Source organism: Desulfosporosinus youngiae DSM 17734 (assembly GCF_000244895.1).
Classification (GTDB): domain Bacteria; phylum Bacillota; class Desulfitobacteriia; order Desulfitobacteriales; family Desulfitobacteriaceae; genus Desulfosporosinus; species Desulfosporosinus youngiae.
Genome location: NZ_CM001441.1, coordinates 4376958 through 4390619, shown reverse-complemented (window position 1 = coordinate 4390619; position 13662 = coordinate 4376958). Strand labels below are relative to the sequence as shown.

Here is a 13662-nt window from a genome sequence, read left to right as displayed (position 1 = left end):
GGATCCTGCCTTCCTGGATTAAGACAATAGTTTGATTTTCCGCATTTGGACTGGAACATCTGCTGATGAGTAAGGCAAGGCTTACTGCTGACAAGAAGGTGACTTAATGGCAATAAATCCTGCTGCGTCTAAATTAGATAGGATATTGGAAAAGTCAAGTAAAGAGATTCCCTTAGAAAAAGAAGAACTCTTGTTTTTGCTAAGGCTCTCCGACGAAAGAGACCTTTCCAAGGTTTTTGAAACAGCCAGGTTGCTTCGGACCCGCTACTTTCAGAACAGAGTATTTATCTATGGTTTCGTTTATTTCTCAACCTATTGCCGAAATGAATGTGCTTTTTGTTTATATCGCAAGTCAAATTCTTCTTTAGGGCGTTACCGCAAAACTGAGTTGGAAATCATGGAGACCGCTTTGAGTCTCGTTGAATTAGGAGTACACTTGCTGGATTTGACGATGGGGGAAGATCCCTTTTATTTTAATAACCGGGAGTTGGGATTTGAGCCCTTGATAAGAACTGTAAAACATATTAAAAAACGTACTGGTATACCGATTATGATTTCCGCGGGTGTTCTTCCGGAGCAGGTACTTATGGACTTCAAAGAGTCCGGCGTGGACTGGTATGCAACTTATCAGGAAACCCATAATCAGGATTTATACCGTAAACTCAGACTTGGCCAGAGCTATGATGAACGGATGGAACGGAAAAAATCAGCCCGATCGCTGGGGTTTCTCCTGGAAGAAGGATTGCTTACCGGAGTGGGGGACAAGGATGAGGATTTGGTGGATTCTCTGGAAGAAATGAAGAAGCTGGGGGCAGACCAACTCCGGGTGATGAGCTTTGTTCCTCAGCAGAATACGCCCATGGAGGATGTTCCGTCCGTACCCCGCTTGAAGGAGCTGCTGATTATCGCAGTGATGCGTTTAGTTTTTCCGGATCGTTTGATTCCGGCCTCCTTGGATGTGGATGGCCTCAGTGGCTTAGCGGACCGCCTTAACGCCGGGGCGAATGTCGTAACCTCGGTCATTCCTCCGCATGCCGGCTTGGCCGGAGTATCGAATTCTTCGTTGGACATTGAAGATGGAAACCGGACCATAAGCAAAATCATTCCTGTATTGAAGGATTGCGGGCTGGTTTCAGCGAGCCGTGAAGACTATGCCGAATGGATCCGGCAGCATAATAGAACGTTATGAGTGGGCAGCCACTCTGATTATCACAGGGGAGGACTCTCAAGCTGTGTGGGACAAACGGGAGATTGTTCTTCAAGAGATTCGGAAGGCCTTCGGGATTACCTATTACGACGATCGTTGTCTGTTGATTGGAGCTGATCAGTTTGACTCGACTCAAACAGGATGATGTTGCTGCGCTTGCCGCTGGGTTAGAGGAATATAACGCGGAACTGGTGGGAATGACCGGTTGTTCGTTACGGGAGATCGCGGCCCATGCAGCAGGCAAAGGAGACCGGGAAGACGGTGCCCGGAAATTCAGTGTTGCCGTGATCCCCATGACCTGTGGTCAGGGCATTATAGAAAGCTTTGCGGAGTCGGTGGCCGGTATCGTAAATTATCTGGGATTTAAGACGGTTATTACCGAAAACCGGGACGTAGGCGGTGTGGCTGAAGCTGTGCAAAATGGCTCGGAAATTTTGTTCATGGCAGATGATGATTGTTTTATAGCCCTTAACCTGAGAACAGGTAAGGTCTCTGACAATGGAGATGCTACCGGCAGGGGGTATGTGGCAGGCCTGGTGCAGATGTGCGGTGGATTAAAGGGTAAAAATGTCCTGGTGATCGGGGCAGGTCCTGTTGGCACCAGTGCAGCTTTGGCCCTGGTAAGGGTTGGAGCGGAGGTTTCAATATATGACATAGATCCGCCGGCCAGTCAAAGATTGTCCGGGAAGATCATAGAAGAGGGGTATACAGCAAAAATAGCGGCTGACTTGGAGAGCGCATTGGCGGAACATGCCATTGTGGTGGACGCCTGTCCTGCTGAAGGCTTTATTATGCCCCGGCACATATCGGAGAAGACAATGATAGCGGCTCCCGGCATTCCCTTGGGAGTACAGGCGGCAGGTCTGGCGCGGATTTCAAACCGGCTGCTTCATGACCCGCTGCAAATCGGAGTGGCCACGATGGTTTTTGATGTTTTGTGAACGAGGAGCTGAGATAGATGACAGCTGATTCCGCAAATAAGAAGCGCTATTACCGTAAGAATGTCGATTTCTTTAAGTTTGTAGAAAAACTTAAGCTGTGGCCCTCCAGAGCCGGGACTCTGCATGGCATTAAAAGCATGATAATCAGGGGAAACAGGGCTGAGGTTATCACCCACTGCAATGAAACCTTCGAAATATTAAATTCCAAGCATAGCCGCGCGGCACGAAGTCTTAGAAATAAGTTGTTTTTTCAGGCGTGCAGCAATTGCAAGATTCCTGATTGGAAGCTGAAAAAATACTCTGCCACCTATGTTAATCAAAATTATGGAACCCGATTGTAGAAACTTAAGATCAATAATGCTTGTTTTATCCATTCGGCGGATAGCAGACGAATTGGCAAAGCAGATTTGCAGTTGATAAAAGAGGAGGAAGTTTGTAATGGCAACTTATGCAGAGCTTGCCCAAAGTGTTATTTCGGGCCAGAGGGATCAGGTTAAGGATCAGGTTACGAGTCTTATCGCAGCAGGAAAGAGTCCGTTGGAGATTGTGAGCGAGGGCTTAATTGCCGGAATGGATGTAGTGGGAGTTCGATTTAAGGCCGGGGATATGTTTGTTCCGGAAGTGCTCATGTCCGCCAGGAGTATGACCGGCGGGCTGGAGATTGTTAAACCCCTGATCGCTGCAGCCGACCAAAAAAGCAATGGAAAGATTCTGATCGGGACGGTAAAAGGCGATCTCCACGACATCGGCAAAAACCTTGTCAGCATGCTGATCGAAAGCGGCGGCTTTGAAGTAATCAATATGGGAGTGGATATTTCTACGGAAGACTTTGTTGACGCCAGTATTAAGCATGAACCGGATATTATTGCCTTGTCGGCGCTCTTAACCACAACCATGCCGGCTATGAAAGATATTATTGATTCTTTAAAGGAAAAAGGCTTAAAAGATAAAGTTAAGGTAATTATCGGGGGAGCACCGGTTTCCCAGGAGTACGCCGAGAGTATTGGAGCGGACGGTTATGCCCCGGACGCCGGTTCAGCGGTAGAGCTTTGCAAGCAGCTTCTGGGCTTGTAAAGCCAATCTAACATAAGGAGGACATGAAATGATCATTGTAGGAGAATTAATTAATGCCAGCCGTAAGGTCATTGGAGAGGCCATCAAAGCACAAGATATTGACTACATTCAAAAGGTGGCGAAGGATGAGTTCGCGGCCGGGGCAAATTATATAGATGTTAATGCGGGTATCTTTGTGGGCAAAGAACCGGAATACCTGCAATGGCTGGTTAAAACCGTGCAGGAGGTCGTTGATGCACCTTGTTGTATAGATAGTCCTGACCCAAAGGCGATTGAGGCTGCCTTATCCGTTCATAAGGGGATCGCGATGATTAATTCCATATCCTTGGAAAAAGAGCGCTATGATGCTTTGATTCCGGTGGTTGCGGGCACTGATTTAAAAGTGGTTGCTTTATGTATGAGTGATGATGGAATGCCTGAAACCATGGATGACCGCTTAAAAATTGCGGATAAGCTCATCAATGGGCTCGTCCAAAACAATGTGTCCCTTGATAACATTTATGTCGATCCTCTGGTACAACCGATCTCTGTAAACAGTACCTTTGCCGCAGAATTTATTAACGCCGTTGAAGCCATCATGACGCGCTTTAAAGGAGTTCATACTATGTGCGGGCTATCTAATATATCCTACGGCCTGCCTGAGAGAAAATTCATGAATCATGCGTTTGCTATTATGGCTATTGGTAAAGGGTTGGATGGTCTGATTATTAACCCATTGGATAAAATGATGATGGCCAGCCTGATCACGGCGGAGACACTGGCCGGCCGGGACGACTATTGCGGCAGATATCTCAAGGCATATCGCAATAAACAATTTGAAATGTAAAAAAAATAGGGGAGCATCTTCAGGTCTGAATAAGACAAGGGGATGCTCTGTCTACGCTCATTAGAGCTTAGTGTGATCCTTAGAACGAAGGAGATTTTATTGGTTGAGGAGGTTTATATGCAGCGAATTGAGTGGAACCATCTAAACATAGAGACTTCCGAGATTTACCGGCGGATTGGGATGCCGGATGCGGACTCGAAACGGAGTCAGAATTTCAGGCCGGTGGTTGAAAGGATGCGGCTCAAAGCGTTGGAATTGATTGACGTTCGCTGCATCTATGCTTATGTACCGGTGAAGGTCACGGGTACAGGAGAAATCCTGCTGGCAAATCAGTTTCCTGTTAAAGCTCCGACCTCCTTTTTTGAGGGAGCGCAGGAAGTATTAATAGCGGTCCAAACCATCGGCAGCCGCCTGGAAGCAGAATCCGCCCGTTTGTTTAATGCTGGTGAGGGGCTGGAGGGGATGGTCCTGGATGGCTGCGGGTCAGTCGCGCTTGATGAATCTCTGGAATTGTCCAGAAAGATGGTAATTGAGCAAGTGACTGCCCGCGGTCTGCAGACAGGTCATAGTTTATATCCCGGGGGGCATTATATTTCTCTGGAGGTTCAGCAAGTCTTGTTTAATCTGCTGAATGCGGAGGAAATTGGCGTTACTTTAGGGAACACGATGCTGATGACTCCGATAAAATCTCATACCTTGATTATCCCGGTCGGAGAAAAACTGAGTAAGCCCAACCTGTCCTGCACTATCACCTGTGAGATGTGCGCTCAGCAGCAAAACTGTGCCCATAGCCGCTTGAAATTTGGGAAAGCCAAGTCGGCTGCGCTTTAGGCGCTGACTGTGATTTAATTAGCTATCACAAAGCGAGGGAAGCTTAATTAAACACATTAATATAGACCTGAAGAAAATCGGGTGATAATAAAAAATACGACTTTTAAAAATACTCGGTTTTCAGCTGAGTATTTTTTGTCGTTTAGGAAAAATATAATTTTAACTTTGAATAATTGATGTAAATGCGTGCGGCAGCAGACATTTTTGAATATACAGGCTTTCATGCCGCTATGTGGTACCATCAACTCTTTGGTAGGGATGAGCAAAAATATATGTAGAGATTTGCAACTTTTCACAAAGGTGGTTGTGAATACTTTATCGAATTATGAAATGAAAGTCTTGGCTGGAAAGTATGAAAATTTCCCGGAAACTTTAAAGGATCAAGTTGCTTTTCTTGAGCAACGTCTTAATTACTGGATGCCAGGCAGAAGGAAATCATAAAAGGTACATAGGAAGGAGTTAGTTTGAAAGAACCCGGAAATATGATCGCATTTAAAAAAGGTCATAACAAAATAAGCCTGCTAAATAGCGGCTTTCAAAAAATTTGTTTGTAAGGTTTTAAGTTGTATTAGGCATATCGGGTATTTGGTAGCCTAAAGTTTGCAGGTAGCGAATAGCCATTTCCTCAGTGATCTGCGATGCATAAGTTTGTTTTGGTTTGGAGTCGATTTTATATAGTTCAAAATTAAACGTCTCACCCTTATCTAGCATATGGTAGATACATTTTAGCAGTGTATGTGCAATAGCAATAATGGCCTTTTTGTGACCTCGACGTTTCTTAATCTGGTCATATCGGTTTTTGAAATACGGACACTTTTTACTCTTAATTGCAGCATTTGCACATTGAACTAGTAATGGCTTGATATATACACCAGCTCGTGAAATACGAACAGATTTCTTCTTGCCAGCACTTTCATTGTTTTGAGGAGTAACTCCAGCCCATGAGCATAGATGCTTGGAGGAATTAAAAACTGCCATATCGCTACCGATCTCACCGATTATAGCGATGGCAGTAAAAACATCCTTGATACTTGGCAATGATAAAATTATCTCTATTTGTGGCAAATAGGGCTGAGCTAAGCCTAAAACAACCCGTTCGATATCAGTTATATGTTTCTCGATGTTCTCAAGATGATGCAGACAAACACGCATTTTATCTGCTTGAGGCTTAGTTAAATTCCCATTGATTGATTTTGTAATTGTTTCTGCTTTATCTTGCATTCTTCCGTGTAACATTGATGAAACCTCGAAATCCATATCATCCGGATTATCAAGTATGTGATTAATGATTCTCATCGAGCTTACGCCAAAAGTATCAGAAACAACACTAGAAATCATAATATTTGAAACAGTTAGAGAGTTTTGGATGCGGTTTTCTCGCTTGACTTAACATTGATGAGCTTAAACCGATACCGCATTAAATCACGAATTTGACGAATTGGTAAGGGTGGTATAAAGCTACTGGGAACTAAACCGTGCTTATGTAAATCGCAAAGCCAAATAGAATCTTTCTTATCGGTTTTCTTGCCTCGAATACCTTTAACATACTTTGGATTAGCAACGACAACATCACAGTAATCTTCCAAAATGTTAAAAACAGGGTGCCAGTACTTGCCTGTAGACTCCATACAGACATGAACGCAAGAGTGAGCTTTCAACCAATCCAAAAGTTGAAGCAAACTCTGGGTAAAGGTTGAAAATTGCCTCGTTTGGTAATCCGTAACCCCCGATTTGTTAGTAGTACCAACCGTTGCAACAACAAACTTCTTGTGGACATCAATTCCACAGCAAATAGGAAAAACAATTTTGAGCATAAACACATCCCCGCATAAGTTTATAGTGGATAAAGCAGACATTGACTGTTTGCTACATAATAAACGGGAATTGTTTATACAAGGATTAGTTTACGTGCTCTATGGCACACTTATTTGTACTTGAAAATAGCAAACGGCACATCTTAAAATGCGGGCAGGGTGCTAAACCCTGGACCACTCACCTCCCCGTGCTCTGTAGTGTATCTGCTTATCCAATTGGATTATATCCACTAGGAGACACTTTCATAAATTTTTGTGCCTTGAGCACAGCGAAAGGAATGGAACTTAAAATGAGAAAGCTATTGGTATATACCGGGGTTTTAGTTGTCTTTATCCTTTTGATGATTTTTATAAATAAAGCTACCTTCATGGCTACTAGGCCTTTTGATTACCTTAACTTAGGATTTTTATTTATAATAATTGGTTCATTTCTTTTTGGAGTGTTTTTAGGCAGTTTTAATTTTATTAGAGATTGGAAGGTAGATGGACAGTGGAAGGTAGATAAAGTAAGCCTACTGGCCCTAGGATTACCTTTGTTTATACTATTATTATTGGTATATATTACATATTTGGGGATGAGATTGCCTCAGGCGATACATAGGCTTATTTTTTACATACTAGCAAATAACATGTTTGAATATATCTCGATTTTTTTGGGATATATAACAATTTCCTCCTTTGCTAAGAAAGGCAAATTAATAGTTAATGTTAACAGTGATCGCTGATACTAAGGGGTTAGTTGCTAACTAGATAGAGAATCTTTCAAAATCAAAGTTGGAGATCCAGTCGTTGCTATTAGAAACTCCGGCAGACATGAATTTTCTGCCCGGTGACCATAGGTGTACCGTGCTTGAAACTTATGTAAAATAGTCCAAGAGAATGTAATTGCTGTGAAATTACGATTATTAATTCCCTTCCCGGTCCCATGAATTAATGGCTGGTCCACAATAGACATTAAAACCACTGTGATGCCAGCTCAGCATAGTTTCAATAATGTGGTCGTCTATTTTTCCTATCTTTTTTAACATCTTGAATACTTTCTCACAAAACAAGTCTATGAGGTTTGAAGCATCCGGTTCAGTCTCCACCATAAATCCCCATCTGTTGCAAAACGGTCATTGCTGAACGTAATAACCAGACTTCCCCTAATACCAGAATTGATAGACGAAAGCCTAAATAGTAGTTTTTCTTTGTGGTAAAATAAGGTATAATTAATCTGAGGTGATTAGATGCCTGCAATTGAATATATTTTAAGTAAGAGAGAAAAAATTATTAGTTTAGCAAAACAATACAAAGCTCATAACGTCAAGCTATTTGGTTCTATTCTTAGAGAAGAGGAAACTATCGAGAGTGATATTGATTTTTTAGTGGAGTGCCAGGATGATTGTTCTCTTTTTGATATCATTTCTTTGAAGTATGATCTTGAAGAATTTCTAGGGAGACGAGTAGATATCGTAACACCTGATTCTTTGCACTGGACTTTAAAGGATAAAATTCTTCTGGAGGCAAGGCTGATATGAAAAATGCAAACGTTTTTCTCCGGAATATATTCGAATCTATTGAAAAGATAGAAGACTATACATCTTCAGGAAAAGATGAATTTATGAAGTCGACTCTCATGTCAAAGAACATAACAGCCAAATTCCTTGGAGGCAAATGGCGGGACTTCGTGACGTGCTAATACATGATTATATGGGTATAAGTTTAAAAATTGTATGGAATGTCGTGCAAAATGAGCTCCCCAACTCAAGACTATGATCAAAAAATGCTATAATTTATTGGCACTGGGCAGATAATGTTCAGTGCATGTTTATATTTGGGGCTTGGGCCTTCGTCTATCCGAGGGTTGGCGACTTTGCGAAGATGAATGTTGGTTGGGGGCGTCGCAAACCCTCGGAACGTTTTGTGGCATTTGGCTCCAATGGTTTACCTATTCTTTTGTAAATGGCTGCTATTTTCCATCTGGACTGTCTTGTAAATAGATGTAGAACGGGATTAGAGAGAGGGGGATACTATGGAGAGAGGGCAAAAGGTATTGGCTTTATCTATCATGTTTCTTGCATTATCAATTTTGGTCGGCTGCTATTGGATTAGTAGATCAATCGAGAATGGTATTGTGAGTAATTCAAATAGCATTGTTAAAGCCTCGCAAAACATTACGGATTATATGAGAAGGGTAAACATTTCTCAAGATGATATATTAAGCCAGGCTCAGGCGGCTAATTACCTGCAGATTTCAGAGGATCGGTTGTTTAAAGTGATTGATGCTATACCACATGTAAGGATTGGCGGCCAAAACTTATTTACGAAAAAGGCGCTTTCGGAATGGGTAGAAAAATCAAACTTCAGTTCCGATGCAAATTAGATATGATGAGCCACGTCAGATAACCGAGGGTTTAGCGGCACTTTATTATGTATTGGATAAAGACTTCTTGAATACATATGAGACGAGGGGCAGCCGTCCAAACTCATCCCGCTCCTTTTCCGGATCTAAAGAGGGATGAGCGCTGGGTGTAAGGTCAAATGCGTCACCAGTGACGCATTTGGATGGCCGCCACTGCCGGGGAAGATTGATGAAAGAGAATTTTATTACAAGGGAAAGGAAAAAGATAATGCGCAACTTATGGGCGTTTAGCTTTTTGTTATTTTGTTTCCTGATGCTAACATTTTCGATGAACACTCTTAAGGAGACTCCCCTAAGAGAGAGTAAAGACACCAAGCAAAATGAAGCCCCTTTGCCGACTAATGGGATGGAAGCCACGCCAGAAGTTTATTATCCAGACTATAGAGATGGGTTATCCGCTAATTTGAAGGATAACAATCCTGTGTTGGTCAATATCTTAGAAGGATTAAAAGAAGAAAGTGCTGGCGTAGCAGGGTGGCTGGTGGGCTTTGCAAATGACGAGAAGGTAGTTTTTTATAATCATGCGTATATGTTGGCTTATAGTTTTACTGACCGACGCTTTTTAAGTGCTATTGATTTATTGAGTTTAGATGCCGGTCATATCCAAGGGAGTATTGTTACTAATTTTTCGTTCAGTCCCAGCGGAGATTATGTAATTATAAATAATGGACAAAGTGAAAATGATCCAATTTGGAAAGCAAAAATGTATCTTGCGGATGTGCGAAATGGTTCAGTTATAGAAATTGGCTCTGCAGACTATTTTAAAATTCTAAATTCCTGGTCTTCAAATTCGCAATTTTTTGTTTTCGCTGATCGTGATGGGACAAATGTGAACGTTTATGATGTGCTTAACAGAACTCAAAACAGCGTTAAGCTTGAACAAGGTCAAGTGAAGGGTATTTTGGTAACTGGCAAAGGGGATATTGTTCTGGAAACAAACAGTATTTTTCTTTTGGCAAGTGACAGCGGTTATCGTTTTAAAGACTTGGATATTAAAGGGAATATATTGACTGCGCGTGGCTTGGACATAGTGTATTATAGCGACGAAAAAGTACAGAAATACAGTATTGATTCTGGAGAGAACACTGTTCTGAAGGGCATGCCGGCGGGACTTGAGTTGCGAGGGGTAACCAAGGGACAGGCTATCTTTACCACCAAAAGCGGTTCCACTACGATGGTTTATAATGTAGTTGATAATAATTTATATAAATATGACTATACCTATGAGAGTTCCCCAGGGCTGCTCAACTGGTCTTTTTCACCGGATTCTAAGCATTGCGTAGTGCTCGACGGCGATAGTTATCGGGTAATTGATGAACGGGGAAACGAAGAGAGAGCACAGGTAGATGAAAATAGGGTTAACTATCGTTGTGAGTGGGTTAATAACACTACCTTTGTCGAGGTAGTCATCCAGGGCGAAACAAATGTAAGTGCGGATTTCGCAATTGCAGTTTATGACGTAAAAGCGAAACAGAGGAAAATACTATATGAACAATAAGAATTGTTGAAGAGTTAGGGGATAAAAATGTACAAGGCGATTGTAATTGAAAAGTACTTCAAGATGTACCCCTTGGAATTGAATTGACGGAATTGATATTCAGATACAAAAATCGTGACAGCCAATTAAACGGAAAGGTGATATCATATGATTCTTGAGAAAGCACATATTAAAGAAATCACGACCGAGGAAAGTTTAGCAAATAGCTTAAAAGTTATCAAGGATTCATTTATTACAGTTGCAAGACAGTTAAGCCTAACGGAAGAGAATTGTCCTTCGAATCCAGCTTTCACAAATTTAGAGAATCTCAAGAAAATGAAAGATAAGGATATCAGAATGTTTGGTTTATTTGAAAAAGGAAATCAAATTGGATTTGTAGCAATTGAAAAGACTGACGATATTTTCTATATAGAAAGATTATCTGTGTTACCGGGATATAGGCATAAAGGGTATGGGAAACTTTTAATAGATTTTGTCTTTAATTATGTGAAAGCTCAAGGAGCAAAGAAAGTTTCCATTGGTATTATTAATGAAAATTCAGTTTTGAAAAATTGGTATATTATGTACGGTTTCAATGAGACTGGATTAAAGAGATATGAGCATTTACCATTTACGGTATGTTTTATGGAAAAGATAGTTTGAGAAGCTGTCGTTCAATATAGTATTCGTTGTCGTGTTAATTATCGTAACGGTATCAGAAAATGGATTTGAAACATATGCATACAAAAGCTCTTGAATCTGAAGGTTGCCCTTCTCGCATATGTTCTTCTTGTCCAGTTCATCATTTAAATAATGTCGGGACAGAGGGGACAGGTACATCGTTTCAAATAATTGGAACGGTATACCTGTCCCCTCGTTTCTAGCATTCCACTTCTTGACAGCTTCGTCATTACTGTATATATTGTATATGTACGGTATGTTTTTATTGCCATTTTTACTTAATTTCGATTATCAGGTTTATTCAGCTTCTATTTTGGCGGTTAGATCCACATCCTGTGTTCAAGTGAGCCAGTCGCTCATTTCAAACGGCCGTATTTATTCAGTTCTAAATTCACGGATCAAGTAAAGAAAGGAGGAGGCCGTCTTGCTATGAATATTACTATAGCCAATTCTTCACCCGAACCAATCTATCAACAGATTGTTACCCAAATAAAAAATCTTATCCTAAAGGGCGATTTGACGGAAGCAGAGGGGTTGCCCTCAATTCGTATTCTGGCAAAGGAATTACAGATCAGCGTAATAACCACGAAGAGGGCTTATGAGGAGCTGGAGCGAGAAGGCTATATTGAGACTGTGGGCGGTAAAGGTTCCTTCGTTTCCGCTCAAAACAAGGAATTATTGTATGAGAAGCGACTACGTGTCGTTGAAGAAAAAGTAATGGATGCCATCGTTGCTGCCAGAACCGTCGGCATAGAGCGAGAAGAACTGCTTGAAATGTTTAAACTGCTTTTTGATGAACGCAACGGGCAAGAGGAGGAATAAGGATGGTTGATGCGGATAACATACTAACTGTCGATAAATTGACTAAGCATTTCAAGGATTTCTCCTTGAAAAATGTTAGTTTTCGGCTGCCCCGGGGCTATGTTATGGGGTTTATCGGACCGAATGGAGCGGGAAAAAGCACCACGATCAAACTAATTTTGAATTTATTGAGTAAAGACAGTGGTCAGATCAAAGTGTTCGGTCTTGATAACCTACAACATGAACTCGTTATAAAGAATCGCATTGCCTTTGTCTTTGATGAGAACCACTATTATGAAGAACTTTCTATCAGAGATATGGCCCGAATTGTAGCTCCCTTTTACAAACACTGGGAGACCCAGACCTTTGAAAAGTGTTTGAGGGACTTTGAACTTGACCCTAAACAAAAGATTAAACAACTCTCAAAAGGAATGAAGATGAAGTTTTCTTTGGCTGTTGCCCTTTCCCATGGAGCTGAGCTTTTAATTATGGATGAGCCAACCTCTGGTCTTGACCCGATGGCGCGCAGCGAGCTCTTGGAAATCCTGGCTACCCTGATTCAAGATGAACGAAATTCCGTCTTTTTTTCTACTCACATTACCCCGGATTTAGATAAGATTGCCGACTATGTAACCTTCATTAATCAGGGTGAGATCGTCTTGAGCGCCCCGAAAGATGACATCTTAGAGAAATATGGGGTAATCAAAGGGGCTTGCGATTTGCTCGACGAAGAAAGCAAAAAGCTTTTTGTTGGTATCAAGACGAACAAATTTGGGTTTGAAGGACTGGTACGAGATAAAGAAAAGGCTATTCGCCGCTTTAAAGGACTAGCCGTCCTAGAAAAGCCATCCTTGGAAGACATCATGCTTTATACAGTGAGGGGGGAGCATCATGTATAATTTGGTGTGGAAAGATCTCTTGCTTTTAAAACGGTCTCTGTGGATCACTGGGTTATATGTGCTTTTTGCGCTCTCTGTTTTTAGAACTATGCCGGGTGGAGCCCTCACTGCTGCCATAGTAGGCGCTACCTACATGCTTATGATTCAAGCCCTTACCCAGGATGACAAGAATAAGTCTGAAATAATGTTAAACAGCCTTCCCCTGCGTCGTCAGGACATTGTCCTAGCTAAGTATTTTTCCGTCTTCATCTATGCTGCCCTTGCAATCTTATGCTGCCTGCTCGCTCAAAGTGTGGTGTCGATCACGGGAATCCCTATCCCTATAAGCCGGATTTCTTTAGAAGGAATTTCAGGGGCTCTGCTCACCATGGCTGTCTTAATATCTATCTATTTTCCGATTTACTTCAAGTTTGGGTATCTCCGCTCCAGAATGATCGGTATGTTCCTGTTTTTTGTCTGTTTCTTCTTTTTGCCTATGGCAGTTGGCTTGACGGTACAGGGGCTTGGAGGAGTAGACAACCTCGCCGCTTTCCGAAATATTGCAGCTGTGATGCAGGACTTCGGGAACTGGCTGCAAACCCAAGCAGATTGGCAAATCGCCAGTTATATATTGGCCTTAACCTTGATCATAATGGCCGCTTCGGTTCGCCTTTCTTTAAGGGTTTATAGCAGAAGAGAATTTTAGAGTTATATAATCATGAAAATCG

16 protein-coding genes and 1 pseudogene are annotated in these 13662 nt (G+C 41.8%); 15 read left to right on the top strand and 2 right to left on the bottom strand.

Features of this window, described 5'->3' with window-relative positions:
• The first annotated feature begins 106 nt into the window (after window positions 1–106).
• From pylB to DESYODRAFT_RS20315, 6 genes are all read left to right on the top strand, one after another.
• On the top strand, window positions 107–1189 hold the full coding sequence (pylB, locus tag DESYODRAFT_RS20340) for a methylornithine synthase PylB (RefSeq protein WP_007785979.1): 1083 nt from the start codon (window positions 107–109) through the stop codon (window positions 1187–1189).
• 140 nt (window positions 1190–1329) lie between these two features.
• Window positions 1330–2148 (top strand): 3-methylornithyl-N6-L-lysine dehydrogenase PylD, encoded by an 819-nt coding sequence (pylD, locus tag DESYODRAFT_RS20335; RefSeq protein WP_007785975.1) that lies wholly within the window; start codon window positions 1330–1332, stop codon window positions 2146–2148.
• Between the two features lie 17 nt (window positions 2149–2165).
• Window positions 2166–2489 carry a pyrrolysine--tRNA(Pyl) ligase small subunit gene (pylSn, locus tag DESYODRAFT_RS20330; protein ID WP_007785974.1) on the top strand — a complete coding sequence of 108 codons (324 nt, stop codon included), beginning with the start codon at window positions 2166–2168 and terminating at the stop codon, window positions 2487–2489.
• 97 nt (window positions 2490–2586) lie between these two features.
• The gene (locus DESYODRAFT_RS20325) at window positions 2587–3222 is read left to right on the top strand and encodes a cobalamin B12-binding domain-containing protein (protein WP_007785972.1); all 636 of its coding nucleotides are present in this window, start codon (window positions 2587–2589) and stop codon (window positions 3220–3222) included.
• A 28-nt stretch (window positions 3223–3250) separates the two neighbouring features.
• A complete protein-coding gene (locus DESYODRAFT_RS20320) occupies window positions 3251–4048 on the top strand; it encodes a methyltetrahydrofolate cobalamin methyltransferase (protein WP_007785969.1) in 798 nt (265 codons plus the stop codon).
• Window positions 4049–4165: 117 nt separating this feature from the next.
• Complete coding sequence (locus tag DESYODRAFT_RS20315; protein ID WP_007785967.1) at window positions 4166–4879, top strand: hypothetical protein; 714 nt, start codon at window positions 4166–4168, stop codon at window positions 4877–4879.
• A gap of 558 nt (window positions 4880–5437) precedes the next feature.
• Here the strand turns inward: DESYODRAFT_RS20315 and DESYODRAFT_RS20310 are convergent.
• Window positions 5438–6693, bottom strand: a pseudogene (locus DESYODRAFT_RS20310) (IS110 family RNA-guided transposase).
• A gap of 101 nt (window positions 6694–6794) precedes the next feature.
• Here DESYODRAFT_RS20310 and DESYODRAFT_RS20305 point away from each other — a divergent pair.
• Complete coding sequence (locus tag DESYODRAFT_RS20305) at window positions 6795–7418, top strand: hypothetical protein (protein WP_007785963.1); 624 nt, start codon at window positions 6795–6797, stop codon at window positions 7416–7418.
• A gap of 180 nt (window positions 7419–7598) precedes the next feature.
• Here the strand turns inward: DESYODRAFT_RS20305 and DESYODRAFT_RS20300 are convergent, their stop codons facing one another.
• Entirely contained in the window at window positions 7599–7784 is a 186-nt protein-coding gene (locus tag DESYODRAFT_RS20300; RefSeq protein WP_157137227.1) for a hypothetical protein, read from the bottom strand.
• Window positions 7785–7922: 138 nt separating this feature from the next.
• On the opposite strand from DESYODRAFT_RS20300, the gene DESYODRAFT_RS20295 reads away from it, so the two are divergent.
• The 8 genes from DESYODRAFT_RS20295 to DESYODRAFT_RS20260 all read left to right on the top strand — a co-directional run bounded on the left by DESYODRAFT_RS20295 (window position 7923) and on the right by DESYODRAFT_RS20260 (window position 13640).
• Window positions 7923–8213, top strand: coding sequence for a nucleotidyltransferase family protein (locus DESYODRAFT_RS20295; protein WP_007785960.1), 291 nt, complete (start codon window positions 7923–7925; stop codon window positions 8211–8213).
• Between the two features lie 136 nt (window positions 8214–8349).
• Entirely contained in the window at window positions 8350–8451 is a 102-nt protein-coding gene (locus tag DESYODRAFT_RS29365) for a HepT-like ribonuclease domain-containing protein (protein WP_242833498.1), read from the top strand.
• Window positions 8452–8707: 256 nt separating this feature from the next.
• Window positions 8708–9058: a helix-turn-helix domain-containing protein gene (locus tag DESYODRAFT_RS20285; RefSeq protein WP_007785958.1), complete on the top strand. Its 351-nt coding sequence runs from the start codon at window positions 8708–8710 to the stop codon at window positions 9056–9058.
• A 208-nt stretch (window positions 9059–9266) separates the two neighbouring features.
• Window positions 9267–10595: a WD40 repeat domain-containing protein gene (locus DESYODRAFT_RS20280; RefSeq protein WP_042338912.1), complete on the top strand. Its 1329-nt coding sequence runs from the start codon at window positions 9267–9269 to the stop codon at window positions 10593–10595.
• A gap of 147 nt (window positions 10596–10742) precedes the next feature.
• Window positions 10743–11237 (top strand): GNAT family N-acetyltransferase, encoded by a 495-nt coding sequence (locus DESYODRAFT_RS20275; protein ID WP_007785954.1) that lies wholly within the window; start codon window positions 10743–10745, stop codon window positions 11235–11237.
• 447 nt (window positions 11238–11684) lie between these two features.
• The gene (locus tag DESYODRAFT_RS20270) at window positions 11685–12077 is read left to right on the top strand and encodes a GntR family transcriptional regulator (protein WP_007785952.1); all 393 of its coding nucleotides are present in this window, start codon (window positions 11685–11687) and stop codon (window positions 12075–12077) included.
• A gap of 2 nt (window positions 12078–12079) precedes the next feature.
• Entirely contained in the window at window positions 12080–12955 is an 876-nt protein-coding gene (locus DESYODRAFT_RS20265; protein ID WP_007785950.1) for an ABC transporter ATP-binding protein, read from the top strand.
• On the top strand, window positions 12948–13640 hold the full coding sequence (locus DESYODRAFT_RS20260; RefSeq protein ID WP_007785948.1) for an ABC-2 transporter permease: 693 nt from the start codon (window positions 12948–12950) through the stop codon (window positions 13638–13640). The genes DESYODRAFT_RS20265 and DESYODRAFT_RS20260 overlap by 8 nt, the downstream gene beginning before the upstream one ends.
• Window positions 13641–13662: the final 22 nt, after the last annotated feature.